We start from the raw sequence: 24173 nt of genomic DNA, 5'->3' as shown, positions 1-24173 counted from the left end.
CTACTGGGACCGGGTCATTAATGCGTCTTGGCGGGCGTTAGTGATTACCCGGCTAACCCTCCCTTCGGCCCGGGCTGGCCGGCGAAGCGCGCAGGTCCCGGGCCTTCGGCTTGAATTAGGCGTTCTTCGCGAGGCGCGGATAAATTTAACTAGAGGCAACGCGCTACTATTTCTCCGCGAAGAGCCAGGCCTCTTGGTGGGTGGTGAGCCTGAATGGTGAACGTGAACATTGACGTTGTTGAGGTACCTATTCCTGAGGGTACGAATATTATAATAGGCAGGACGCACTTCATTAAAACGATTGAAGACGTCTACGAGGCCCTGGTTACCAGTTGTCCTACGCTGAAGTTCGGCATCGCCATGTGTGAGGCCAGCGGTAAAAGGCTTATCAGGCATGATGGAAACGACGAGGAGCTGGAAAACCTAGCTGTAGAGGCTTGCAAGCGCATAGCCGCCGGCCACGTCTTCGTTGTCTACATTAAAAACGGGTGGCCCATCAACGTTCTCAACGCGCTGAAGCACGTCCAGGAGATTGTCACCATTGACGCTGCCACGGCAAACCCCGTAAGGGTGCTAGTGGCTGACCTGGGGGAGCAGAGGGCGCTACTGGGGGTCGCCGACGGCTTCAAGCCGCTCGGAGTCGAGGGAGAAAAGGAGAAGCGGGAGAGGATAGAGTTCCTCAGAAAGATCGGCTACAAGAAGGGGTAGCGGCCCCCACGGCTCTACCCTTAAGTCTCCCGCGAGGCCTTGAGGCCAACTCTTTGACTCTTTATTTACCTAGCCTTCCTGGCCCGCGAAGCCTTTCAAGGTGGGAGTGTGAAATGGCTGCTGGCGGCGCTGGGGACAACGTTCCTGTGGGGCTTATGGGGGGTCGCCATTAAGAAGGCCGAGATCTACTCCAGCACGTGGTACCAGGTGTACGTCTCCAGCAACCTAGCCATACTCGCCGTAATAGCTGCCCTCGCGGCGGTGAAAGGCCGTGCGGCTCTGCCGTACAACCTGGAGGGCTTCTCGTGGGCGCTGGCGGGGGGCTTCGCGGGCACCCTGGGCTACATACTCTTCATCCTAGCCCTGGAGTGGAGCGGCAGGGCGGGCATCGTGGTCCCGCTGACAGCGCTCTACCCCGCTGTAACCGTGGTTCTGGCGTGGCTCCTACTTGGGGAGGCTCTGACGCTAAGGCAACTCGTAGGAATAGTGCTAGCGGTTGTCTCAATCATCCTGCTGTCGGGCTAGAAGCTTAACAACCCCGGCTGAACAAAAGAGGCTTTAGCCTGGGGGCTGTGACGTGCGGGCTATAAGTGGAGCCCCATGGGCTGTGAAGCGGTGCCGCGGCTCATCCCCTCTGAGCCCCCAGCCAGCTCGTGACCCCCTCCCTCACCATTGAGACTGCGAAGCCTGCCATGACGAGGCTCATCATTTTATCCACCAGCAGGGCTCCGTGCCTGCCCAGCAGCTTCAAGAACTGGCCGCCAGCGACGAGTATGGGGTATGCTAGTAGCGTGTTCACCAGGGCGCTGGCTACGGCGTAGTGCACCCCGTAGTTGTACTTGATGTAGATGAGCACCGAGATGCTACCCGGGCCCGCGAGGAGCGGCGTGGCTAGCGGGAAAATCGCCGCTCCAACGCCTGAAGCAGCGGCGGCCCCGATGTGGATCTCAAACAGGCTGGCGACCGCGTAGACGAGCAGAACTAGCCCCGCGGCCACCTGGAAGTCCGCAACGCTCACCCCCAGCAGGCTGAAGAGCAGGTCGCCCAGGAACGTGAAGAAGAGCATGATGACGAGGGCCGCGGTTATCGCTATCCTGGCTAGCCTAGGCCTCTCCTCCTCCGAGACTCTCAGCGCTATCGACTGGTAGTAGGGGAGGATCCCGATCGGGTCGAGGACCACGAACAACATTATGAATGGCTTCAACTCCATAACGCCGCACCATCCTCCTCGACCTTGGCGGGCGCCGTTACTAGGCTAAATTACCAGGCCAGCTGGAGCCGTGGGAAGGAGGGGCTCTTACGGCCCTGCCCTCAGGTACTCCTCGGGGGGCACGTAGAACGGTATCTTGGCCTTATGGTAGTCCCTTATGATTGTCCTAGCGGCTTCCTCTATCAGGGGCTCCTTGGTGGTCTTGTAGAACCACCCCCTCTTCACCGCGAGCCTCTCCAGTATCTCCATGGGGTTCCTGGAGTTGATGCCGTATGCTTGCATGAAGGCTTTCGGGTTGTACTTGACTATCCTCTCTATCAAGGCCAGGGCCGGCGGGACGGGGTCCGCGAGCTCCTCGGGCGACTTGCCCCTAATCAGCGCCTCCGGCCAGCCGCCCTCGACGGGTATGACGCCCGGCGTGTCTATCAGGTAGAAGTTCGGCTCCACCTTGTAAAGCTGCACGTGCCTCGTGTAGCCGGGGCTCCCCGGGACCGGGCTTGTGAACGCGCTCCTCTTACCCTTCAACGCGTTAATGATGCTCGACTTACCCGTCTTCGGGTAGCCCACAATTGCGGCGGCGAACGGCTTCATAGTCGCCAGGGCCTTTATCCTAGACCTCAGCACCCTCGTTCCGTAACGCCTAGTCGCCGCCATGTACATGACCTCGTAGCCCATGCCCTCGAGTATGCGCTGCCACTTCTCAGCCACACTCCGAGGCACCAGGTCCGCCTTGTTGAGGACTATCAAGAGGGGCTTCTCAAGCGCCTCAACCATCCTCTCGAGTCTCCTACTCCTAGTACTCATGGGATCCCTGATGTCGACTACCTCAACCACGACGTCAGCGTTCTTCACGACCCTCGCTAGGAGCCTCCAGCTCGCCAGCTCCAAGCCCCGCTACCCTTTTACTCAGCCAGCTTCTACCCAGCGGTTTAATTCCCAGCCTCCCCGCTATGCCTTTACCCGTACGTGGCCCGCTCAACAGGCCCGTTGACTTGGGGGGACTTGAGGGGGAGGACGCCCGCTCAGGCCCTAGCCTCTAGCCAGCCCTCACCCGTTGCCCGCAGCGACGCCGCCATCGTGCTCTGCTTTCTAGCTAGCCCTCGTGGCCATGCAAGTCTTTCCTGCCCCCGCAGTACTCCTTAAACGCCTCCTCCCCCGCCGCAAGGTGGCGCAGCAGGCTCCCCAGGAAGGCAGCCCAAATGGTTGCCTGGAAAACCTCCAGGGCTAGGGCGGCTGAGACTGCCAGGAGGAGAGCCTCCGCTATGAGGGTAAGAGCCTCGTGCCCGGAGAGCGGCTCAGGCAAAGCCAGGGCCAGAGCTAGCACGGAGAGCAACAAGATGAGGAGCCTGGATTGATGCCTGCCCAGCTCTCTCAGGGCCTCCCTCACCGACTCACGCGCCCCTTCGGGGCTCCCGCAGTCAAGCCTCCACCCGGCCAGAACCCTTGGAGGCGGGACCCTAGGGACGCGGGGGCGGCGCGCCGTCAATTTGCATCTAACCCTTCCCCATCAGCCCTCTCTCCCAGGCACCCCTGCGGCCCGCGGCGCCGCGCATTGTCGCCCTCTAAGAGGGTTGACCGCCGGCGACCTCTAGTAACGCCACCCTCACGGGGACCTGCCTGTTCGCCGTGGCTAGGGAGACTCCGATCATCACTAGCGAGGCTGCGGCTCCGATGAGGGGGTAGACTGTGAGCGACACGGCGGAGGAGATCTTGTAGACGGTGAGCGCTGACGGCACCAAGTCGTCGGCCTTGAATAGGTTGTATGCGAGGTTTATGCTTGGCGTTATCGACGACGCGGAAAGGTAGAGCGCTATGGAGCCTATTATGGCTAGTAGGAGTGAGACTAGCACGTTAGCCGTCTGGCCCGTCTCCGGGTCGACGAGGCCGACCCACCACAGCATCGCGGTCCAGCCGGTGTACCCGTAGAAAAGTGAGGCTGAGAAGAGCAGGATCCCCCAGGAGGCGAGCCCCTCGAGCAGCAGGGTCCACCCGCTCCTCCTGGCCACGTCGCTGAAGCCCTTGTACACCATTAGGAAGCCGAGGAGGACGGGCAGCGTGGCTATAACCGCTCTTTCAGGTACGGGGAGGGACCCTACACGGGCAACGTTCGGGACCCAGAGCACCCCGGCGCCCATCAGTGGAGCTAGCAGGAGCCCTAGCCCGGAGAGGGCAAAGCCTGTGGATGCTAGTCTCAGGCTCCTCCCAACGTCCACAGTCTTAACCTCGCCCAAGCCGCTCAACATCGCTGCAAACCCCAAACGCTGGAGGCCTATGGCTTCACTTAAACATCTCAGCCGACGATTATTTAACTGCTCCCCCCGGGCGGCGTTGCGGCGTCCCCGGAGGGGCATTGGGGCTTCCCTAGCCTAGGTCCAGGCCTAGCCTCCTCAGAAGGCGCCTGTCCCTCTTCAGCCTCTTCATGAGGTTCTTCATGCTCTTGTAGTAGGCGAGTAACTCCTTAACGTCTTCAATGGACGTCCCGCTTCCATAGGCTATTCTGCGCATCCTCCTCTTATCCCTCTCTACCAGCTCGGGGTTGTCGAGCTCCTCGTACGTCATGCTCTGGATTATCGCTATCCACCTCTTCACCTTCTCCTCGCCGAGCTTGGCCTTCTCCCTGTCGAGGCTTCCCAGTAGAAGGCTTGCCCCGGGCAGCATCTCCAGGATCTTGTGGAGGGGGCCCATCTTCTGCATGCTGACGAGTTGATGGTACACGGTTCTCATGGTTATCTTGCCCTTGAACGCGTCCGCGGCTTCCTTCTCGAGCCTCTCAAAGGACTCCAGGGCCTTGAGCCTCTCCAGGAGCCCCTCGATGTCGCCCATGCCAAGGACTCTCGCCACGAACCTCGTGGGCTTGAACGGCTCTATCTCATCGATCTTCTCGCCTGTCCCGATGAATTTGACTTGGGCCCCGGTAGCGGCTGCTGCGGATAAGACTCCGCCACCCCTTGCGGTGCCGTCCATCTTGGTCACTATCAGGCCCCCGATGGGCGCCGCCTCGTGGAACCTCCTCGCCAGGTCATAGGCTTTCTGGCCGATTGAGGCGTCTATGACTAGGATCACTTCATCCGGCTTCACCGCCTCGGCGATGCGCCTCATTTCATCGAGGAGGGCCTCCTCCTCCCCGTAGCCGTGCCTGCCGGCGGTGTCGATGATAACGATTTCGGCCCCCCGCTTGAGGAGGAACTCCACTCCATCCCTCGCTATCTCCTCGGCCCTCCCCTCGCGGCGGCCGTAGAAGAGGGCGCCAGCCTGCTCGGAGAGCGTCTTAAGCTGCTCCAGAGCGCCCGGCCTGTAGGTGTCCGCGGCCACCAAGCCAACCTTGAACCCCCTCCTCGCGTAGTACCATGCAAGCTTGCCCGCAGTCGTGGTCTTGCCGGAGCCCTGGACGCCGACGAGGAGTATAACCCAAGGAGTCTTAGGGGGCAGGATCCTAGGCTCAGAGTCGCCCCCGAACAGCCTCGTCAGCTCCTCGTACACTATCTTAAGGAACCACTCCCTCAACGGGAAAGCCGGCGGGGGTTTCTCCTTGGAAGCCCTCTCCTTAATCCTCTTAGTCAAGTCGAAGACTAGCCTAACGTTGACGTCCGCCTTGATCAGCTCCCTCTGAAGGTCCCTTATGAACTCGTTAACAGCCTTCTCGTAGGTCCCCCCACCCCTCAAGAACTTGGATACTGCCTGCCTCAGCCCGTCGAGGACCATCCCGTATACCCCGGCTCCAAACGCCACGGCCGGCCTCTCGATCGATTAATGTTAGCCTGCTCCCATTAATCGGCTATAAAAAGGAAGGATGCTAGAGTCCGGCGTACGCCAGCCCAGCCGCCTTAACGGTGGAGGAGGGTTAGCTCTCCAGCCCGCCACTCCTCACCCTGATTATCTTCGGACGGCCCATGATGAGCCAGTACTCGACCTGCACTCCCGGCTGTAGCTTACTCGCCAGCTGCTCGTCGTCGGGCTTCTCAACCTCGAAAGTGTCGTAGCTCTCCAAGTCCATCAGCTGCAGCGAGTCCCCCATATCGGCGAGCACCTGGGCGTGTCTCTTCTCAATCACGGGCACCTGGACCCTGGCATCGACCGGGGCCACTAGCGTCTTCTTCTGGCCCGTGAAGAGGCCGATGGCCACCACGTGAGCCTTAGCGCTCCCGTGCTTCCCCGTCTTAGCCTTCGACATCTCAACTATCCTGCAGGGCTCGCCGTCGATCACTATATAGCTACCCTTCTTCAACTCGCCCAGCGTAGCGTAGTTGACACTCATAGCCGGCCACCCAACCCAGCCGCTTTGCAGTGGACGCTTTAAAATTATGAGCATTTCCTCCTCTTTAAGAACGCTTCCATTCTAGCCTTAGCCTGCGGAGTCAGCGACAGTTTAACGAGTTCCTCGAAGGACCCCGATTTCTCGATGAACCCGAGTAGGGGTGCAAACAGTATCCTCCGCGTTACCGCTACCGCGTTAGCGTCAACACCGTCCAAGATGGAGGCCTTCTCCTCTACATGCCTAACCGCATCCTCTACACTCTCAACCACGACATCCACTAGGCCGATGTTCCTCGCTTCGTCCACGTCAATAGGCTCCCCCGAAAGTGCCATCCACCTAGCCCTCCGGCCTAGCAGGAATGAGCCTATGGGTGAAAGCATAGGTGGAATCAGGCCTAGACTCACCTCGGGCGCGGCTATCTTCGCGCCCTTAACCCCGACAACGTAATCTATTAGGAGCAGTATCTCAGCGCAGCCCCCGTAGGCGTATCCATGCACCACAGCCGCAACTGGCACCCGACACGAAGCCAAGGCGTCAACAGCCCTTCTTAGAGACTCGAAGAACTCCCTTGCATCATCCTCACCCGCAAAATCATACATAGCTTTAATATCGTCGCCCGTGCAGAAGGCCCTGCCCTCACCTCTCAACGCGACGAGCCTAGCAGTGGAGGCGCAACCCTTTCCCAGCTCGGCCGCTAGTTGAAGCCACGCCTCCTTGGTGAGCGCATTAAGCTTCTCAGGCCTTTGCAGGACTACCCAGTAAACCTTACCCGTGCCGGACAAGAAGCCCTTAACGTATCTTCTAATTTCTCCCACTCTATTCACCTGAGATACCGCATTCACTCTTGCAGTATTTTTAATTATCTACGTAAAACTTGTTTGCTTAGCTAAGAGTAGATATATTGTTTTAAACGTATTTAAGACATTCTTTTATCCGATCCAGTATTTCGAGATATCGGCATTTAACACTTTGATTATAGCATCAGCTACTTTATTTACTATCTCGTTTACATCAACCCTGCTCTCTGGAGTGCCAAGAGCCCTCAACTCCCTCCCCCTGTAGGCGTAGATGTAGACTCCTCCGCCGGAAACCGCGGCTTCCCCGCAGTGACTCCTGCCTTCCCTAGCTTTCACGCCGAGGGCCCTGGCTATGTTGGCCTCTAACTCCGAGGCGTGGCCGAGGTTTAACCCGGCCACTCTCCAGTAGTCGATTAGGGCTGCGATCCTCCCCTCCCGCATTAGGGCTGCCTCGGCGAGCGCCGCTCTTAGGGCCGGGCTGTTACCCCCGTGAGCGTTTAGGTATACGACGCGCTCGACTCCCCAGTCCCACAGGCTAATAGTGATTGATTTAACTACCTCGGCGAAGACGCTTAGCGGCAGCGTTATCGTTCCGGGGAGCCGCCTCCACTCCGGGCTGAACCCGTAGCATAGCGGCGGGGCTATAACGCATGTGAACCCCGCCCTCGCCTCGGCGGCCTCGCACGCCCTCCATGCCAGCCTCTCCGCTATGAGGCAGTCCGTGCCTAGAGGCATGCTGCAGTGCTGCTCAATGCTGCCGGCGGGTACGACTACCAGCCTGGGCGGGTGACGTGGTTCGTCTAGCAGCCTCAAGTCCATGGGCATAACTAGTCACCCCTCTAACTCGTCCCACGTGACCCCTCTCTCAAGCAGCTTCCTCACACGGCTCGAGAGTAGGGGCTCCCCGTCCTCCCCAACGGGGTACGCGAATGGCAGGAACACCTCTATCTCGCCCTGCAGGGTGTTAACCTTGAAGGAGACCCCCACCTGGATCTTTAAGTCCTTCAGCCTTTTGCCCTTGAATACTTCAACCACAACCCTCGCCGCGCCGTCGACGCTGAACTGGTGGGGGCCAAGGTTTCTCTTAGCGGCGTCGGTGTACATGAATGATATGAGCCTGGTTCTACCCCTTGGCGGGTGGTCCCCCATGATTCCCCCAATAACCACTGTATCCGCTGCAGCCAGCTCCCACGGCTCAAGCTGCTTCTCCGCCTCCAAGTCAAGCACTATAGTGTAGGGCGTGTTGAACAAGCTCCACCCGGGCCTAGGGTCCACCCTGGCCCCGCTCTTCTCCAGGAGAGCGGCTAGCGCTTCATCCCTTACGTTGGTGAAGAAGGGGGTCAAACCCGCCTCCCTGGCTACTTTTATCACCTCAAGGTACTCGGCGACGAGCCACCTGGTCGCTCTCTCCTCTAAATGCTCAACCACCACGTTCCTCAGCATGAACGCCACCGCTTCCAGCAAACACGCTGCAAGCATAACGTTTAAATACGAAGCGACTCTTCAGCCTGTTACAGGCCAAAGACAGACACGCGTGGAGAGATCCAGGAGAGGTGTAGAGTCATGGCGAGCGAGCAGATCCCCGAGATTAGGGTCGGCCAGAAGCCTGTCATGAACTACGTGATGGCCATACTGGCCACTCTCAACGAGCCCGGCGTGAACAAGGTCGTAGTGAAAGCCCGCGGTAGGAACATAACTAAGGCCATCGACGCCGTGGAGATCCTGAGGAACAGGATCAACCTCGACCTGAAGGTCGAGAAGTGCGTCATCGGCAGCCACGAGGTCACCTTCACCGACGAGCAGGGCCAGCAGAGGACTAGGAGGGTAAGCAGCATCGAGATCTACCTCTCCAAGGAGTAACGGCGGCCAGGAAAACAACCAGCAACCAGCAATACGTATAGTTACGGTTTTTCTATGGCGCCATTATTTCCGTGGTAGACGCCTGCCAGCGCTAACCGCTCCTGGCCAGCTCCTCCTTGAGCATTGAAAGCAGCCTGTTGTACTCATTCCAGACGTGCTTATGGCTCTCCTTGACGTCGTCGCGTATGGGGTCGCTCTTGCCGAGCAGCCCGTAGAGCAGGGCCGGTAAGCCCCGCTCTAGACCGGCCCCATAGCCTCCTTCGAGGAACACTGCAACTGGGACGCCTAGCCGTCTAAGCGCCGAGCCGGCTTCGTGGTAGTACTTCGACCCGGCCTCGATGAGGCCCATGTCGTTGTCTCCCCTGTAGGCGTCGAAGCCTGCGCTGACGAGGACGTAGTCGGGGCTCCACGAGCTTATGAAGGACACTGCTTCGGAGAGGGCGTGTAGCATTATGTCGTCGCGAGCGTCTACGGGCACGTTTATATTTATCTTCGTCCCCCTCCCGGGCCCTCTACCCACCTGCCAGGGGAACCCGGTGCCCGGGTAGATGGTCCTGGAGTCCTGGTGTATGTCGACGTGCAGCACGTCGCCTCTCTCATAGAATATCTCCTGCGTCCCATTGCCGTGGTGGAGGTCTATGTCTAGCACTGCAACCCTAACGCTCCTCCCCCCTGCCTCGATGAGCCTCTGCGCTAGGGCTGCAACAGTGTTAACGAGGCAGAAGCCCAGAGTGGGTGCCCCCAGCGCCCTCCCCCCGACCCCCGCGTGGTGGCCGGGGGGCCTGCCCAGGATAACTACCAGCTTCTCTCCCGAGGTGAGCAGGTTGACCGCGTCGACCACGCTGCCGGCTAGTCGCTGAAGCGCCCTCACCGTGCCGTGCGAGATGTAAGTGTCGGGGTCGACCCATAAAACCTCGCCCGGCGGCGGCTCTCGTAGGATCCCCCTCAAGTAACCGGGGTCGTGGACGCTGGCATAGACGCTCAGAACGTCGGCCTTGGACGGCTCCACGAGCGTAGCCTCCTCGAGCAGGCCGTGGGAGGTTAGGCTGTACATGGCCACGTCGAGGCGGTAAGGGTTCTCCGGGTGATAGTAAGGGGCGGGGTTGTGGACCCTAAAGTCGCCGTGGTAAAGGATCTTCGCCAAGCACCCGCACCCGCATAGCAAACTCGGTGTGGGCCTGCTTTACATTAAAGCGTTTGGGTCACGCTTAAACCATGCGGGCGTGAAGAGGGGTGGGGGGCCTAACCCGCGCCTCCAGAGGCTCTTCGCGGGGGTGCCGCGTCGTAGTCGCGTAGATGCCTCACCGCGGCGCGAATGCGATAAATGTGGTGGCGCCTAGTGCCTGTTGTGGTGAATGACTGCGATGGTAGCGAGTCGGGTGCCTGGCCTCCTGGGCTCGCAGCTCTCCTCCTGCAAGCGCCTAGTCCAGGTCGCCTTGGACCTGACTAAGGCGTGGGACGCGCTGAGGATAGCGTCCCAGGTCTCCGGCCTCGAAGGCGTCATCCTGGAGGCCGGGACGCCCTTAATTAAATCGGAGGGCGTCGGCGTCGCCCGGCTGCTGAAGGCCTTGCCGGGCTCGCCGGCCGTGGTTGCAGACATGAAAACCATGGATACCGGCGCGCTAGAGGTCGCGCTAGCGGCCGAGGCGGGAGCTGACGCCTCGACAGTGCTCGCCCTCGCGGATGACGCCACCATACGGGGCGCCGTCGAGGAGGCGGAGAGGCGTGGCATAGCCCTAATGGCTGACTTGATCAACGTGAAGGACCCCGTAGGGGAGGCGGAGAGGCTTGCAAGGCTCGGGGTCCACGTCGCCATACTACACATAGGCATCGACGTCCAGCGCAGGCTGGGGATCACCGCCTCCAAGGTCCCAGAGCTGATAAGCAAGGTAGCAGAAGCCTTCAACGGCCCCGTGGCGGTTGCAGGCGGGATCAAGCCGGAGGAGGCGGGCAGGGTCGCCGAGGCCGGCGCGTCGATCATAATCATTGGTGGGGGGATAACCAAAGCCGGCGACCCGCGTGGCGCGGCAATCAAAGCGCTCGAGAGCGCGGGCGTGAAGTGCGGCTAGCCCGCGAAGAGCGCGAGGCAGCGGCGAGGCCCGGGACGCTGCCCGGGGCTGAGCTGTAACATTAGCTAAGCCGTTAATCAATTTAAAGAGGCGGCGCTCTCCACGCGCCAGTCCAGGGCTATCCCCCCGGGTGCACGCTGATGGTTGAGGTTAGAGTTGTCGACGTGACGCCGGAGGAGATGGGGGACCGCCTGATATCAGCCTTCCTCGTCATCGGGGGTGAGAGGAGCGCCCTGATAGACCCGGGCCCCGAGTCTTCTAGAGGGAAGCTGCTGAGCGAGCTGGAGTCTCTGGGGGTGAAGCCTGACTACATCATTCTAACCCACATACACTTGGATCACGGGGGCTCCGCGGGGGGCCTGGCTAGGAGCCTGCCTGGGGCTAGGATCCTGGTTCACCCCCGCGGGGCGAAGCACCTAGTGGACCCGTCGAAGCTGTGGAGCGCTAGCAGGCAGGTGCTCGGGCGCATTGCTGAAGTATTCGGTAAGCCTGTCCCGGCGCCCGCGGATGCCGTCGTCGAGGCTCAGGACGGCGGAGTGGTCGAGCTGGGCGGGGCCACGTTGAGGATCATATACACGCCGGGGCATGCAAGCCACCACATGAGCATCCTACTGGAGGAGGATGGGACTCTGTTCACCGGGGACTCGGCCGGCGTAATCGCCGGGAGGGGCGGCTACAAGGTCATGGTGCCGACCACGCCTCCCCCCTTCAGGTTCGACCTATACGTTAAGAGCCTGGAGAGAATAATCGAGTTGAAGCCGGCCTACGTGGCGCCTACCCATTACGGCTTGCACGCCGCGGACGGCTACCTGGAGAGGCACCTAGCCCAGATCAGGGAGTGGGTTAGAGTGGCAGGCGAGGCTGACGTCGAAAGCGTGGATGAACTAGCGGCTATCCTAGCCGGGGTGGATGATAACGTGAAGCTTTTGCTCGGGGTCCCGGAGCTGCGCCCGCTCAAAGAGGTGTTCTTGGACCCCACGCTGGCGGGGATACTAGACTATATAGCGAGGGCCCGCGCTTCAAGCAGCTAGCGGGAACCCGGGGATAAGGTGAAGCCTTGATGCTAGCGGCTGGGGTAATAACTCCTCTCGCCACGCCCCTGACTGCAGATGGAAAGATCGACCTCAAGGCCTTCTCCTGGCTCGTCTCCAAGCTCGCGGAGAGCGGCGTCGACGGCTTCTTCGTCGGCTCCAGCGTGGGGGAGTACACCCGGCTCGAGCCCAGGGAGCTGCTCGCCCTAACAGGCGTCGCCCTGGAGTACTCTGGGGGGAAGCCCGTCTTCGCCGGCGCCACGAGCGACAGCACCCTTGGCAGCGTCAAGCTCGGCCTCGCCCTCAGGGACCTGGGCGTCGACGGCTTGGTGGTGGCTCCCCCCTGCTTCCTAAGGCCCCCGCAGGACAAGCTGGTGGCGCACTTCACCGAGATCGCGTCGCGCACCGAGCTGCCGGTCATAATCTACAACGCGCAATCCCTCACGGGCTACGAGGTCAGCCCCGAGGTGGTGGCCCGGGCGGCCTTCGAGTCTTCAAACATCGTCGGCCTTAAGGCTTCAACATACGACCTCTCCTACCCCAGGAGGGTGCTGTACAGCGTTAAGTCGATGGGCGTGAAGGAGTTCTCGCTGCTGGCGGGCCACGACGACCTACTCCTACCCTACCTTGCGCTAGGCGCGTTCGGCGGCGTGCCCGGCCTCTCAAACGCCGTGCCGGAGGTCCACGTGGGCCTTTACCGTTCGTGGGTTGAAGGCGACTACTCCAAGGCGCTAAATTATCATAGGGCGCTCGTGGAGGCGGCCAGGCTCTACGACATCGCCGGGAGCCCGGCTTGCGCTGTGAAGGCCCTTCTCGAAGCCCGCGGGGCCCCGGTGAAGGCTATCTGCCGCATGCCCGGCGAGCGCCGCCCCAACGGCATAATAGCTGCGGCCAGGGCTCTACTCGTGGATATGGGCGTTGAGCCCTGGACGAGGGGAAGCTGAGGAGGCTCGGGGTGGCCTCGACTCTCACGGCCCTCCTCGCCTCGATCCTGAGCTTCGTCGCTGCCCGGGTGAAGGGGGGCTCCACCTATGTCCTAGGCGGCGTTGCCTGGATCCTGGTCATGCTCGTGAACATGAGGGTCACCCTCGGCTTGGGGCGGCGGCGAGAACCTCGTAGACGCGCCGAGAGTACCTCCTGACGTACCCCTTCCTCTCGAGCGCCGCCAGTATTTTGCCGGCGGTCCTCGTGGACGTGCCAAGCATTAGCGCCACGCTTGACACGGCTATGAACCTCTTCCCCTGCACAGCTATGAAGGCCGCCAGCAGGTCGGGGTCGATGGTCACCCTCACCCTCCCGGCTCTCGCCATCTGCGCCACCCTGCTTGTCAGCAATTATTTAAGGCGGGGGCGGGAGGGAGCCCGGAAATACGGGGCGAAGGCGGGGGCGAGGCAGCAGTGGCGTCCAGGGTCGTCTACAGCAGGTACAGGAGGCTCGTCGAGGCGCTCGGCCTGCGCCAGCTCGACGTTTACAGGGTCCGCGACCAGTCCACGGGCAGGCTGAAGGACGTTATACGCCTCCTGGACCCGGCTAGCGGCAAGGTTGCGGTCATAGACCTCGGCACCCTTAGGGAGTCGCTGACCTACCAGGAGTTCCTGTCCAAGGTACTGGAGGGCGTCGAGAAGGCTGGGATCACGCTGCCCGAGAGGATCGTGGGCAACGTAATGGAGAAGGCTAAGCAGCTAGACGAGTCAGGCGGGGCCTCTTAAGGCGAGTACTTCCTCTACCTCTCGGCGCGACGGCATGAAGCTGCTCCCCTTCTTTGTAGCCTTGACAGCCCCGGCTGCAGCCGCCGCCTCCAACGCCTTCCTCACGTCCCCGGTCTCCAGGAACCAAACGTTAAACGCCGCGTCGAACGCGTCGCCCGCCCCGGTCACGTCGACGGGCTTCTCCACCCTAAACGACTCCACCCGGTAGACCATGCCATCCCTGCCGACGAGCACTGCGCCCCCGCTGCCCAGCTTAACCGCGACGTACTTCAGCCTGCCCCTTAGCAGCCTCCTGGCCGCGTCGACGACGGGGCCCCCGGCGACGTATTCTAGCTCCTTATAGTTCAGCATTAAGACGTCGACCATCGACGACGCCCTGCCGACCCCGCGCGGGTCGTGCTGAGCCTCCCCTCCAGGGTCGTAGCTGATGTAGTCGTAGCTCGTCCTCTCGCACGCCTCCATGACTAGCTTCGGCTTCACGCTGGCTAGGTGGAGCACGTCTCCCGCCGCGTCTGGTATCATGTCGCTCGTCAACGCCTCGTTGGCCCCCCTAATCGTTATCATGCTCCTAGACCCGAGGCTGGGGAGGAGTAGGACAACGACGACTCCGGTGGGCTCGTCGACCACCCTGACATGGCTTATGTCAACGCCGCTCCTCCTCAGCTCGTCGAGCAGGCCGAGCGCCTCGGCCTCCCTGCCAGTCCTGGCTACAAGCGACGCCTCATGGTTGAACTTCACAGTGGCTATCGTGTAGTTGACAGCCGCCCCGCCGAGGCCCAGCCAGAAGTCAGCCGCCCTAACGTTCTCGTCGGGGCCGGGGATCCTGGGCACAACTAGCGTGATGTCAATGTTAATGTTGCCGACAACCACATGCCTCTGCCTGGCGGGCTGAGGCGTGCCCAACAAGCATTCCCCTCACGTAATATGGGCTGGGGGATTCATTTAGCCTCAACGCGGGGGATGCGGGCCCTACACTCCAGGCTCTAGCGCAGCCGCCCCGGGCCAAGTGGCTGCGAAGGGCTCGGCGGCTCCGCAGGGGCCCGGCCCCGCCGGCTTAGGCTTCACCGGCTTCGGGGAAGCTGCTCCAGCCTTTTATCTCAACGGCTTCCCCCTTGTAGGCTACGAGGGCCCCTCTGGCTTCGACTATTTCGCCGACGAGCCAGCACTTCAAGCCCAGGCGTTCGCAGTGCTCTAGGACGCACTCCGCTTCGCTCCTGGCCACCGCCGCGGCTATGTTGTAGTCCTCCCAGCTGTTGAGCCCGAAGCGGTCCACCGGGCCCAGGCCGTGCTCCTCCACGACCCTACCAACCTCCTCGTCGACGACTACCCGGTCGAGGCGGACTGAGACCCCGCTGGCCGCGGCGAGCTGGGCCAGGCTGTAGGCCCACCCGTCGCTATTGTCTATCGCCGCCTTCACCCCGCACTCCCTCGCCACCAGCTCGAACCCCCTGGGCACCCGGGGCCTTGCAGCCCTCTCAAGCAGGCTCCGGGGGACGTCGTCCACCCTCAGCCTCCCGTCGGTGACCGCCTGGGCTAGGCCCCCGTAGCCGAGCTCCCCCACCTGAACGACCGCATCGCCCGGCTCCGCACCCGCCCTTCTAACCCAGCGTAGAGGCCTACCCACCACCGCGACGTCTATCCACTCCTCGCCGAATGCCCTGTTCAAGTCGCCGCCCGCCACTGCAACGCCGTGCGCCACCGCGGCCTCCCTGACCCCCTCCATCACCTCCAGGGCGTCCCCGGGCCTCCTCACGCCGAGGCTAACCACGACCGCGAAGGGCTCCCCGCCCGCGGCCACGACGTCGCTCAGCGCCGCCGCCACCGCCCTCCAGCCCCAGTCACGCCAGCTAACCCACCAGGGCCTGCTCTCCACCGAGGAATAGCCGTCGATGCTCACCAGAACCCCTCCAACTAGGCAGGCCTCAGCCTCAACGCAGAGCCGCGGGACTCCAGCCCTCGACGCCGCCCTCCTAGCAAGCACCCACTCAGCCGGGAGGCCTACTCCACCACCTCCCTCAGCACCCATTCCAAATCCCTCTTCACCTCATCGAGAAGCGCGACAGCCTCAGTTAACCCCCTCGCCCTAGCCTCACCCAGCATCTCCTCAACCACCCCCACCAGCGCCGCTAGGAAGAGGTCAGGCGGGAGCCTACCACCGCCACCCGCCAGCTCCCCAAGCCTCCCGCAAGACTTGAAGCCGTACTCGCCGCAAACCCTTTCAAGCAAACCCAGCCAACGCTCCAACAAGCAACCCCCCAAGAGCCACGGGTCCAACCCCGGCACTAACCGCTTAAAGCAGAGACGAGCAACCCCACCCCTCTCAGCTCAACAAGCCACCCAACAATTTTAGGCGCGCCAGGGATCCCGCCCCCTAGCGGAGCCGCCGATGAAGAAGCTTAGCAGGACGGACCCCAAACCCTCCAAGGGTAGGGTATGACTTAACGCGGGGACTGAGGCTCCCCTTCAATTTTTCGATTCTATCACGGAGATACGCGCTTCATGGTCCTCTACCCGACCACGGGCTGGGAGGTGTGACCTGCACTTTCAATTCTATCGCGGAGATACCTTCACGTCGGCGTCGCGTATGAACGGCGGGACGGCCTTCAGGTAGCTTTCAATTCTATCGCGGAGATACCGTGACGGACACGGCGGGCTACGCCATCCCGCGCGCCAAGATACTTTCAATTCTATCGCGGAGATATACGCGCCTCGAAGACCTGCTGAAGCGCCCTGCTAACCACGACTTTCAATTCTATCGCGGAGATATCTATGGATACTTTGTTTAGACTTCAGGGCATTATACAAAGAGCTTTCAATTCTATCGCGGAGATATATATACGCGGCTGTACGGGCCTGTAGGGGTGTCTCTGGTGGGCCGTACTTTCAATTCTATCGCGGAGATATCCCCCAAGGCCGGCCTTCGCGCCCGCCAACTTTTGAGTATCCCTTTCAATTCTATCGCGGAGATATGGAAGTGGAGCAACACACACGGCTACTACGAAGTACTCCGCCCCTTTCAATTCTATCGCGGAGATATTTACTCCAGACGCCCAACCATCAACACCCCCACTCGGGGCTAGCGCTTTCAATTCTATCGCGGAGATATGCGTGTAAGCAAGTCGTGGTGCCTGCCGGGTTGGCTAGGCTTTCAATTCTATCGCGGAGATATTTGCAGAACCACGCAGCCTCGCCCCGCTCGGGTATGACTTTCAATTCTATCGCGGAGATATAATACTCCAGTCTGGAGTAAGAGGGGCGTGGGCGGAAAACGGGATACTTTCAATTCTATCGCGGAGATATACGGGGTGCTTCGCTTGAATCGAGGCAGGGCCCTACTCGCTTTCAATTCTATCGCGGAGATATCTCCGGCTCCATGTAGATGGGTACCGCCCTCACGTAGTAGCCGTCTTTCAATTCTATCGCGGAGATATGCCTCCGTGAGGAGCTCCTTGGCTTCGTCGGGCTCCATGTAAATCTTTCAATTCTATCGCGGAGATATGGGCTACGCGACAGGATACGCTTCATACTGATACCCCCCGCCCTTTCAATTCTATCGCGGAGATATAAGCGCCTTGCTGATAACGTAAGTGTAGTCCACCGTCTCGTCTTTCAATTCTATCGCGGAGATATCGATAGTCCTCGTCATCTGGCTCCAGCCAAGCATAGCGCCACTTTCAATTCTATCGCGGAGATATGGCTACACGGACGACCTCGGCATGTTCACGGTGAACAAGACTTTCAATTCTATCGCGGAGATATGGACGCGGGAGGGCATGGCGAGGGCGCGGCTGGAGGGGAAGCACATCTTTCAATTCTATCGCGGAGATATCCTTCTTCGTGCACGCGGGGGGCGACTACTGGCTTAGGGCCTTTCAATTCTATCGCGGAGATATATGCACACAGCTGGGTGTAATGGCGGCGGGTGCAAACTGGGTGCAAAGCCTTTCAATTCTATCGCGGAGATATTGGCTAGGGCGTTCACGTCGATGGCGCCGAACAGCTCGCTGTAGTCTTTCAATTCTATCGCGGAGATATGGGCGACGCGGGGGTTGCGGCAATCAAGGAGGGGCTTCAGGCTCTTTCAATTCTATCGCGGAGATATGCAGCTAGCCCCCGCCTCCCCGCCCCTTTTTGTTAGCCAGCTACCTTTCAATTCTATCGCGGAGATATAATTGCTCATTCACGCGCGCCCGGGCCTCGCGGGCCCGGTCCCTCCTTTCAATTCTATCGCGGAGATATTAGCAGTATCTACCTCATACGTAACGTTTGTGTCAGAATAGCTTTCAATTCTATCGCGGAGATATGAGGCGAGGATAGTCGTCTACGCCTCCGAGGAGACGAGGAGGAGGCTTTCAATTCTATCGCGGAGATATTTGTGGTCGAGCTCAGCGCCACATTGAGGGCACTCCGCTTTCAATTCTATCGCGGAGATATATGTTCCTGTACTCCAGCAGTAGCTTGACGGTGTCGCTGATGTCTTTCAATTCTATCGCGGAGATATGCTACGCGCCAAACCCTGGGCTTGCCCCGGCCCGCCTTGTACCTTTCAATTCTATCGCGGAGATATGGAGGCAGAAAAAGGGTTAGCCTAGGGAGCCGGCTAGGGGAAACTTTCAATTCTATCGCGGAGATATCGTTCAAGGCTACCGTTCAAGTACTTCATCAGCTCTATCCACTAGATACCCAAACATTCCTTCAATCAGCTCTAAACAGATACTTTAGGGCCCTGTTGGGGGCCCGCTCCCACAGGCCGCTCACGGTCATACACTGCTATCAGGAGTTAAATCATTTACCATCTTGAAAAGTATGTACTCCCGGCTGGAGCCTGGAGCGCTTAAATACCTCCAGCCCACCGTTCTCCTACTAGTTAACGTTTGATGGTGGCCGGGGGCGCCGAAAGGTTTTTAAATGTCCCGGGTTTACCTGGGAGTAAAAGTGAAGGTGTTATACCGTTCTTTATTGTGGTTAGGGTTTTGGGTTAGTGTGAGTCTTGCAGTGGGTCTTCGCGGGGGGTTGGTGGGTTCATGGCTTGTGTGCTGTGAGTAGGTATAGGAACTTTACCGCTACGTAGGTGTGTGAGAGTGCTGCGACGGCGGCTAGTGCTGGGAGGGGTTGGCCTGCCGCGATTAATAGTGCTAATGTGAATAGTCTCACGTCTCGTGAGGCTGCGGAGTCTAGGGGGCCCTGGGAGGCGGGGTGTACGCCTAGGTCCATCTGTCCTCTGGCGTGTATGTAGCTGACCATCAGGTCGCCTGTGACTGCCGCGAAGGCTAGGAGGGCGGCTGCCTCGGGGCTTGCGGCTCTGCTTTCGAGTAGGTGGTGTAGGGTGGCGAGGTAGATGGCTATGTCCGCGTATCTGTCTAGCACCGTGTCGAGGAAGGCGCCGCGCCTGGATGCGAGGCCGAGCGCTCTGGCCAGCTCGCCGTCCACGCCGTCGAGTATGGATGAGAGCTCGACTAGCACCCCGCCTATGAGCAGTTCGCCCCTGTCTATGAGGGCTGCCGCCGCTAGGGCGGTTGCGAAGGCTATCAGGCTAACCTGGTTGGGCGTGAGCGGCAGCCCGCGGTTCAGTATGAAGCCGGTTATCCTCCCCGAGACCCTCCTGTTTATGAGCCTCGATACGGGGCCCTCAGTCTTGCCCGTCAAGCCCTCCACCCCCTCACGACCTCCTCGACGAGAGCCCTCCCGGGCCCCCGCAGGACGAAGTCCAGGTCCTCGGGGGTGTCGACGTCGGTCCACGGCTCGCCGGTCACGTCGACCACTCCCGCGAGCCCGTGGGAGGCGTTGCAGCGGTTCAAGTCGTTAAGCGTGAGCACGGGCCCTGTGCAGGGGCCCGTGAGGGGCCCCCAGGAGTGGAGGTGGACCCCGACGTCTACGTGGGTCCACTCCGGGATCCCCTTGCCGAGGGCGAGGATCCCGCCGTCCCCGGAGGCCTTGATCTTCGTCGCCTCCCCGACGTCCACGTACCCGGGCTTAGCGTCGCCCCCTATGCAGAGCGGCCTCCCGCAGCCCCTAGCCACCGCCGAGGCTATCCCGGCGGTGTAGATGTGGTCGGCCATCGACACCAGCCACTCGCCCCGGCCCAGCTCCTCCAGGGCCTCCAGGAGCGTCCACGCGTTCCCGGCCCACCACCTCTCAACCTCCAGGACCTCCACGTGGGGGGCCAGCGGGCACTCGCCGACCAGGCTCCTGACCAGCCCAACCCTACTCCTCCGCGTGGCCACGTAGACCTCCGCCACGCCGGCGGCTGCGAGGGACGATATGGGGAAGCACATGAGCGGGATCCCCCCGATCTTAACCGCTATCTTAACGTAGCCGAGGACGCCCCGCAGCCTGCTACTCTCGCCAGCCGCCAGCAGGAGGCCCCTAACCTTCACGCTCATCCCCCCGCGTCAACCGGCTTAGAGGCGCGTTGCAATCACGGAGCTAGCCGGGGGAGGCGCTCCACCGGCAAAAAGGCCCCAAAGGGGTCCCGCCGCCGTTAGCCCGGGATCCCAGGCGGCTTAAAAGAGTGGGGGAGCCGGGGCGGGCACTGCCGCGCTGCTGTTGCGAACCCTAGACGGCTCCCGGCTAGCCCGTGGGTAGCAGGCGCGGCGGGCAGCTGCTCCAGCCTAGGAGGCTCAGGAGCCTCCCGAGCTCCCTCAAGGTTTCGAGGAGCGCCTCGCCCGGGATCCCGGGGACCCCGGCTGCGAGGGCTAGGATCCTGGTTGTTGAAGGCTTGACCGCCGTCTCCACGGAGTCGCGGTGGGGGTACACGTGGACGACGCGGCCCCTGGAGTCTACGAGGACCGGCACCCCTGGCGGGAGCCTCTCCGGGCGCCCCCCGATAGGCTTGAACTCCTCGCCTCCCCGCGTGACGGTGAGCCTCGCCGGAGGCTCCAGCGAGTCCAGGTCGTAGAGCCCCACGGGCACCATGTGCCTCGCGCTGGCCACGTTGCCAGCGTCGACGAGCGGGTTTATCCTGGGGAACCTGCCCCGGAGGCCGCGCCTAACCAGCGCCTCGCTGCTCGGCCTGGTCTTCGTGGGGTCGACGCCTATCCTCCAGTAGAAGTCCCGGTAAGCCCTGACCCTGGGATCCCCCCTCAGCCCCTCAAGGCTGTACCTGCCCCGGAGCTCCTCGAGCAACCGCTCGACCTCAGCGTCCAGCACGCCCTGGTCGAGGCTTGAAACGCTGGGACCCCAAGCGACGGTGTAAGCCACCGAGACGCCGAGCCGGGACGCCCCCTCCTCAAGGATTACAAGCTCCCCCTCACACCCTACAGAGCGGCCGGCTCCCACCCGGGTCCCCCGGGCCTCCGGAGGCGCGCCTCTGCCACGGGTTTAATTGCTAGAAGCCCCTGGAGCCAGCGCCTCCAAGCGGGTAGCAGTTTTAGCCCCCAAACCGGAGAGGCTACACCACGGCGGGGCCGTCGTCTAGCCTGGTAGGATGCGGGGCTTGGGCCCCCGTGGTCCGGGGTTCAAATCCCCGCGGCCCCACCACGCCGTTGAAGCCAAGCACCGCCCCTAAGGCCCCGGGGGTCATAGTGAATAGCTAGGAAGCAGGAAGTCTAGAAGCCCACCCTCGGCAAGGCCAATCGAGCCCATCCCCTTGCGGGTGGGCGTGGGGCAGATTCCTCATCGGCCCCGGCAGCCTCCCTAACCCCCAGCCGGCTCTTAAGCGTTAGCAGAACCACCCACAGCCGCCTCCAAGACCCCCGCGGGGCCCTCCAGGGCCCCGAGCCCGGGGCCGGGGCTCGCCATTATCCCCGGGGTCTCTCCTGTGTCTTAGCTAGCCTACTTAACCAGCCCCGGCTTAGGGGCCCCTCGGGGTGCTCCCGGGCGTGGAGATCCAGGACTCTCCTCCAAGCGTCCCCCTGCCCCTGGCGTGGGTGGGCTTCCGGGGGCTCAGGGTCCGCGTCTCCCTGGCTACCCCGGAGGGGCCTATGCTCCTCAACCTCAGCGTGGACGCTGAGGTGTCGCTGAGCAACGCGATGAGGGGGGCGCATCTGTCGAGGAACGTCGAGGCCCTCGTCCAGGCCTTGGAGCCGAGGAGGACGTATAGGAGTATAGAGGAGTACCTCGAGAGCGCCGCGAGGGAGCTGCTCGACCGCCACCCCTACGCTGAGAGGGCTAGGGCCTCCGCCTCCACGACCCTCTACGCTGACCTGGAGTACGCCGGGATCAGGGGTGTCGAGCCGTTTGAAGCCAGGATCTCAGTCGTCGCCTCCAGGGGAGGGGGGAGGCTGATCGAAGTGGGGGCCAGCGTCTACGGGATGACGGTGTGCCCCAGCGCGATGGAGACCGCGTCGGTGAGGCTTGGCGTGCTCCCCGGGGGGGTCTCGATCAGCCACAGCCAGAAGGCCCGCCTCTCCGGGGTGCTGCGCTACAGCGACGGCTTCGTGAGGGTGGAGGAGGTCGCCCGCGCGCTCTGGAGCGCGTTCTCCGCTCCCTCGTTCACGTTCCTCAAGCGCACCGAGGAGTCGAGGCTGGTCGAGGCGGCGCACAGGAACCCGCAGTTCGCCGAGGACGTGGCTAGGAGGGCTGTCCTCAACCTCTACAGGCTGGCCAAGAAGCACGGGCTCCCATCCACCGCGGAGATAGTGGTCGAGGTCGACTCCATGGAAAGCATTCACCCGCACAACGTCCACGCCCAGGCGGCGTTCACGGTCGAGGGGGTTGAGTCGTACCTGAGGAACGCCGCGGAAGGTGAGGCACAGGCGCTGCGAGCATAGAATCCAGGCCCTCCACGCGCCGGGGGAGCCGCCGCGGGGCCCGCAGCTACTTGTGCGCGAATATCACCTTGTAGGAGCCCTTCGCTGCCTCGTCTACCCTCACGAAGCCGAATCTCACGAACTGGAGTATCGAGTCCACCCGGTACCTCTCCAGGTGGGGCTCGGCGTAGCCCTCGACAGTCTTCAACTCTAGCCCCTCCGGGATGAGGACCGTCACCTTCACGCTCCCCTTCACCGGCGCCCACTGGATCACGCTCAGGGACCTCTCCCTGGCATACCCTAAGTCCACCGAGACTAGGCGCAGCGAGCCGTTCTCCAGCGAGAAGTTGCCTAGCCCCATCAGCCTGACCTCGCGCTCCCTGGCGTCGTCCTCCTCAATGTAGACCTCGTCCCCGTCGCAAACCGTTATCTCCCGGGTCTCGTTGGGCCTGTTGGGGTGGAGCGGGATCGAGGCTGTGAGGCACTCGCCGCCTGTCACTACTCTGAGCTTGACAGGCTTGGAGACGAACATCACCCGGTCCGCCCTCTCGTCGAGTAGCTTGCGGTTTATCGCCGCGAGGTTCGCCCAGCTGAGGGTGGCGTCCCCCGGCCTCACGCCGACCTCCAGTATCGCCTCCCGGATGGCCTCGGCTAGGATCCCGCGCCTCCTCAGCCCCGCTATCGTGCCGAAGCGCGGGTCATCGTAGCCCATGAACCTGCCCGGGTTCTCCTCTATGAGCTTCCTTATCTTGCTCTTACTCATAATGAAACCCTCGAGCTTCAGCCGGCCAAAGTGGATGAAGACGGGGGGATCCCAGTTGAAGCACTTGTAGACGTAGAGCTGCTTCTCCGTGTTGACCTGGTGCTCCTTCCCCCTCAGGACGTGCGTTATCCCCATCAAGTGGTCGTCAATGCTGACGGCGTAGTTGTAGGTTGGCCACACCCTGTACTTCCCGCCGACGAGCGGGTGCGGGTACTTCTCGGTGTCGATTATCCTGAACGCCACCCAGTCCCGAACGCTGGGGTTCGGGTGGTTCAAGTCAGTCTTAACCCTGACAACCGCCTCCCCCTCACCGTAGGTTCCGTCGAGCATCTTCTCCCACTGCTCCAGCTGCCACTCCGGGGGGTTGTCCCTCGTGGGGCATGCCCTCCCCTGCCTCAGGAGCTCCCTCGACTCCTCGCCGCACGTGTCAACGTAGGCGCAGCCCCTCTCGAGCATCTTCCTCGCGTGCTCGTAGTAAATCTCCATCCTCAGGCTCTGAATGTACTCCTCGTCCCACTTGACCCCCAGCCACTTCAAGTCCTGCCTGATCAGGTCGTAGGCCTCCCTGAGCGGGGTCTTCGTGCGGGGATCGGTGTCCTCGAACCTGAGCACCATTCTGCCCTTGTACATGCGGGCGTACTCGTGGCTGAGTATCGCCGGCCTAGCGTTGCCTATGTGAATGACGAAGTCGGGGTTGGGGGCGAACCTCGTCACCACCCTGCCCTCCACGGCGCCGGGAAGAGGCGGGAGCGAGGGCCTCCTCTCAGCCCTAGCCCTCTTCTCAGCCTCCTCCCTGAGGTGCCTCTCGTAGATGTCGGAGTAGTCCCTCTTAAGCAGCTCCTCCTGCTCGCTTGGAGTGAGCTGGTTAACCCACTCCACAAGCCTCCTAGCTATAGCCGCTATCTCCCTAGCCCTAGGCCTGAGCTCCGGGTGGTCGGAGAACAGCATTGACATGACGCTGCCGAGGCTAGCCTTCCCCCCATACCTCACGGCGTTCAGCAAAGCGTAACCCTTAACCAGCCTCTCGACGTCGCCGGCTTCAGCCAACTCAGCACCCCCGCGCGGGCTAAGCCGGCCGCCG

General features: G+C 61.7%; 26 protein-coding genes, 1 tRNA gene and 1 CRISPR repeat array. Of the genes, 9 read left to right on the top strand and 18 right to left on the bottom strand.

Going from position 1 to position 24173, the window contains the following annotated elements; genetic code table 11:
• Positions 1-213: 213 nt before the first annotated feature.
• Complete coding sequence (locus ACYQ3J_RS05245; protein WP_460125554.1) at positions 214-708, top strand: adenosine-specific kinase; 495 nt, start codon at positions 214-216, stop codon at positions 706-708.
• Between the two features lie 108 nt (positions 709-816).
• Positions 817-1233 (top strand): EamA family transporter, encoded by a 417-nt coding sequence (locus tag ACYQ3J_RS05240; RefSeq protein WP_460125552.1) that lies wholly within the window; start codon positions 817-819, stop codon positions 1231-1233.
• Positions 1234-1333: 100 nt separating this feature from the next.
• Here the strand turns inward: ACYQ3J_RS05240 and ACYQ3J_RS05235 are convergent, their stop codons facing one another.
• From ACYQ3J_RS05235 to ACYQ3J_RS05195, 9 genes are all read right to left on the bottom strand, one after another.
• The gene (locus ACYQ3J_RS05235; RefSeq protein WP_460125550.1) at positions 1334-1918 is read right to left on the bottom strand and encodes a MarC family protein; all 585 of its coding nucleotides are present in this window, start codon (positions 1916-1918) and stop codon (positions 1334-1336) included.
• Between the two features lie 87 nt (positions 1919-2005).
• Positions 2006-2806 (bottom strand): GTPase, encoded by an 801-nt coding sequence (locus ACYQ3J_RS05230; protein ID WP_460125548.1) that lies wholly within the window; start codon positions 2804-2806, stop codon positions 2006-2008.
• Between the two features lie 205 nt (positions 2807-3011).
• A complete protein-coding gene (locus ACYQ3J_RS05225) occupies positions 3012-3404 on the bottom strand; it encodes a hypothetical protein (protein WP_460125546.1) in 393 nt (130 codons plus the stop codon).
• A 76-nt stretch (positions 3405-3480) separates the two neighbouring features.
• Entirely contained in the window at positions 3481-4161 is a 681-nt protein-coding gene (locus tag ACYQ3J_RS05220) for a hypothetical protein (protein ID WP_460125544.1), read from the bottom strand.
• 118 nt (positions 4162-4279) lie between these two features.
• Entirely contained in the window at positions 4280-5620 is a 1341-nt protein-coding gene (locus tag ACYQ3J_RS05215; RefSeq protein WP_460126238.1) for a signal recognition particle protein Srp54, read from the bottom strand.
• Between the two features lie 139 nt (positions 5621-5759).
• Complete coding sequence (locus ACYQ3J_RS05210) at positions 5760-6173, bottom strand: translation initiation factor IF-5A (RefSeq protein WP_460125542.1); 414 nt, start codon at positions 6171-6173, stop codon at positions 5760-5762.
• Between the two features lie 44 nt (positions 6174-6217).
• A complete protein-coding gene (locus ACYQ3J_RS05205; protein ID WP_460125540.1) occupies positions 6218-6997 on the bottom strand; it encodes an enoyl-CoA hydratase/isomerase family protein in 780 nt (259 codons plus the stop codon).
• 105 nt (positions 6998-7102) lie between these two features.
• Positions 7103-7795: a creatininase family protein gene (locus tag ACYQ3J_RS05200; protein ID WP_460125538.1), complete on the bottom strand. Its 693-nt coding sequence runs from the start codon at positions 7793-7795 to the stop codon at positions 7103-7105.
• Between the two features lie 6 nt (positions 7796-7801).
• Complete coding sequence (locus tag ACYQ3J_RS05195; protein ID WP_460126236.1) at positions 7802-8413, bottom strand: hypothetical protein; 612 nt, start codon at positions 8411-8413, stop codon at positions 7802-7804.
• A gap of 120 nt (positions 8414-8533) precedes the next feature.
• Between ACYQ3J_RS05195 and albA the strand changes: the two genes are divergently transcribed.
• A complete protein-coding gene (gene albA, locus ACYQ3J_RS05190; protein ID WP_460125536.1) occupies positions 8534-8830 on the top strand; it encodes a DNA/RNA-binding protein AlbA in 297 nt (98 codons plus the stop codon).
• Positions 8831-8921: 91 nt separating this feature from the next.
• Here the strand turns inward: albA and ACYQ3J_RS05185 are convergent, their stop codons facing one another.
• Positions 8922-9974, bottom strand: coding sequence for a histone deacetylase family protein (locus ACYQ3J_RS05185; protein WP_460125534.1), 1053 nt, complete (start codon positions 9972-9974; stop codon positions 8922-8924).
• Between the two features lie 235 nt (positions 9975-10209).
• On the opposite strand from ACYQ3J_RS05185, the gene ACYQ3J_RS05180 reads away from it, so the two are divergent.
• From ACYQ3J_RS05180 to ACYQ3J_RS05170, 3 genes are all read left to right on the top strand, one after another.
• A complete protein-coding gene (locus tag ACYQ3J_RS05180) occupies positions 10210-10899 on the top strand; it encodes an orotidine 5'-phosphate decarboxylase / HUMPS family protein (protein ID WP_460125532.1) in 690 nt (229 codons plus the stop codon).
• Positions 10900-11039: 140 nt separating this feature from the next.
• The gene (locus ACYQ3J_RS05175) at positions 11040-11930 is read left to right on the top strand and encodes an MBL fold metallo-hydrolase (protein WP_460125530.1); all 891 of its coding nucleotides are present in this window, start codon (positions 11040-11042) and stop codon (positions 11928-11930) included.
• A 29-nt stretch (positions 11931-11959) separates the two neighbouring features.
• Positions 11960-12874 (top strand): dihydrodipicolinate synthase family protein, encoded by a 915-nt coding sequence (locus ACYQ3J_RS05170; RefSeq protein WP_460125528.1) that lies wholly within the window; start codon positions 11960-11962, stop codon positions 12872-12874.
• Between the two features lie 138 nt (positions 12875-13012).
• Here ACYQ3J_RS05170 and ACYQ3J_RS05165 read toward each other — a convergent pair whose 3' ends face one another.
• Complete coding sequence (locus ACYQ3J_RS05165) at positions 13013-13264, bottom strand: hypothetical protein (RefSeq protein ID WP_460125526.1); 252 nt, start codon at positions 13262-13264, stop codon at positions 13013-13015.
• Positions 13265-13327: 63 nt separating this feature from the next.
• Here ACYQ3J_RS05165 and ACYQ3J_RS05160 point away from each other — a divergent pair, with 63 nt between their 5' ends.
• Positions 13328-13639, top strand: a complete 312-nt coding sequence (locus tag ACYQ3J_RS05160; protein ID WP_460125524.1) for a hypothetical protein — start codon at positions 13328-13330, stop codon at positions 13637-13639.
• Here the strand turns inward: ACYQ3J_RS05160 and ACYQ3J_RS05155 are convergent.
• The 6 genes from ACYQ3J_RS05155 to ACYQ3J_RS05130 all read right to left on the bottom strand — a co-directional run bounded on the left by ACYQ3J_RS05155 (position 13622) and on the right by ACYQ3J_RS05130 (position 20917).
• On the bottom strand, positions 13622-14542 hold the full coding sequence (locus ACYQ3J_RS05155) for a carbohydrate kinase family protein (protein ID WP_460125522.1): 921 nt from the start codon (positions 14540-14542) through the stop codon (positions 13622-13624). The two genes, ACYQ3J_RS05160 and ACYQ3J_RS05155, sit on opposite strands and share 18 nt — an antisense overlap.
• A 151-nt stretch (positions 14543-14693) precedes the next feature.
• Entirely contained in the window at positions 14694-15665 is a 972-nt protein-coding gene (locus ACYQ3J_RS05150) for a thiamine-phosphate kinase (protein WP_460125520.1), read from the bottom strand.
• On the bottom strand, positions 15638-15883 hold the full coding sequence (locus ACYQ3J_RS05145) for a hypothetical protein (protein WP_460125518.1): 246 nt from the start codon (positions 15881-15883) through the stop codon (positions 15638-15640). The genes ACYQ3J_RS05150 and ACYQ3J_RS05145 overlap by 28 nt, the downstream gene beginning before the upstream one ends.
• Before the next feature lie 224 nt (positions 15884-16107).
• A CRISPR array of direct repeats spans positions 16108-18273; the repeat unit is 24 nt; unit sequence CTTTCAATTCTATCGCGGAGATAT.
• 388 nt (positions 18274-18661) lie between these two features.
• A complete protein-coding gene (locus ACYQ3J_RS05140; protein ID WP_460125516.1) occupies positions 18662-19285 on the bottom strand; it encodes a CDP-alcohol phosphatidyltransferase family protein in 624 nt (207 codons plus the stop codon).
• Positions 19282-20022, bottom strand: coding sequence for an NTP transferase domain-containing protein (locus ACYQ3J_RS05135; protein WP_460125514.1), 741 nt, complete (start codon positions 20020-20022; stop codon positions 19282-19284). The genes ACYQ3J_RS05140 and ACYQ3J_RS05135 overlap by 4 nt, the downstream gene beginning before the upstream one ends.
• A 187-nt stretch (positions 20023-20209) precedes the next feature.
• Positions 20210-20917: a B3/B4 domain-containing protein gene (locus ACYQ3J_RS05130; protein WP_460125512.1), complete on the bottom strand. Its 708-nt coding sequence runs from the start codon at positions 20915-20917 to the stop codon at positions 20210-20212.
• Positions 20918-21041: 124 nt separating this feature from the next.
• On the opposite strand from ACYQ3J_RS05130, the gene ACYQ3J_RS05125 reads away from it, so the two are divergent.
• Both ACYQ3J_RS05125 and ACYQ3J_RS05120 read left to right on the top strand, forming a co-directional pair.
• Positions 21042-21118: transfer RNA gene (locus tag ACYQ3J_RS05125), tRNA-Pro, on the top strand.
• Positions 21119-21459: 341 nt separating this feature from the next.
• A complete protein-coding gene (locus tag ACYQ3J_RS05120; RefSeq protein ID WP_460125510.1) occupies positions 21460-22350 on the top strand; it encodes a GTP cyclohydrolase I FolE2 in 891 nt (296 codons plus the stop codon).
• 46 nt (positions 22351-22396) lie between these two features.
• Here ACYQ3J_RS05120 and ACYQ3J_RS05115 read toward each other — a convergent pair whose 3' ends face one another.
• The gene (locus ACYQ3J_RS05115) at positions 22397-24139 is read right to left on the bottom strand and encodes a glutamate--tRNA ligase (RefSeq protein ID WP_460125508.1); all 1743 of its coding nucleotides are present in this window, start codon (positions 24137-24139) and stop codon (positions 22397-22399) included.
• Between the last annotated feature and the right edge of the window lie 34 nt (positions 24140-24173).

This window comes from Stetteria hydrogenophila, assembly GCF_054657575.1.
The sequence above is the reverse complement of the archived record's forward strand: the minus strand, read 5'-3'. Positions and strand labels throughout refer to the sequence as shown.

Coding starts and splice junctions, on each gene's coding strand:
- ACYQ3J_RS05135 (WP_460125514.1), bottom strand. CDS start 20,022: ATGAGCGTGAAGGTTAGGGGCCTCCTGCTGGCGGCTGGCGAGAGTAGC.
- ACYQ3J_RS05200 (WP_460125538.1), bottom strand. CDS start 7,795: ATGCCCATGGACTTGAGGCTGCTAGACGAACCACGTCACCCGCCCAGG.
- ACYQ3J_RS05210 (WP_460125542.1), bottom strand. CDS start 6,173: ATGAGTGTCAACTACGCTACGCTGGGCGAGTTGAAGAAGGGTAGCTAT.
- ACYQ3J_RS05220 (WP_460125544.1), bottom strand. CDS start 4,161: ATGTTGAGCGGCTTGGGCGAGGTTAAGACTGTGGACGTTGGGAGGAGC.
- ACYQ3J_RS05175 (WP_460125530.1), top strand. CDS start 11,040: ATGGTTGAGGTTAGAGTTGTCGACGTGACGCCGGAGGAGATGGGGGAC.
- albA (WP_460125536.1), top strand. CDS start 8,534: ATGGCGAGCGAGCAGATCCCCGAGATTAGGGTCGGCCAGAAGCCTGTC.
- ACYQ3J_RS05195 (WP_460126236.1), bottom strand. CDS start 8,413: ATGCTGAGGAACGTGGTGGTTGAGCATTTAGAGGAGAGAGCGACCAGG.
- ACYQ3J_RS05245 (WP_460125554.1), top strand. CDS start 214: ATGGTGAACGTGAACATTGACGTTGTTGAGGTACCTATTCCTGAGGGT.
- ACYQ3J_RS05170 (WP_460125528.1), top strand. CDS start 11,960: ATGCTAGCGGCTGGGGTAATAACTCCTCTCGCCACGCCCCTGACTGCA.
- ACYQ3J_RS05150 (WP_460125520.1), bottom strand. CDS start 15,665: ATGGGTGCTGAGGGAGGTGGTGGAGTAGGCCTCCCGGCTGAGTGGGTG.
- ACYQ3J_RS05215 (WP_460126238.1), bottom strand. CDS start 5,620: ATGGTCCTCGACGGGCTGAGGCAGGCAGTATCCAAGTTCTTGAGGGGT.
- ACYQ3J_RS05235 (WP_460125550.1), bottom strand. CDS start 1,918: ATGGAGTTGAAGCCATTCATAATGTTGTTCGTGGTCCTCGACCCGATC.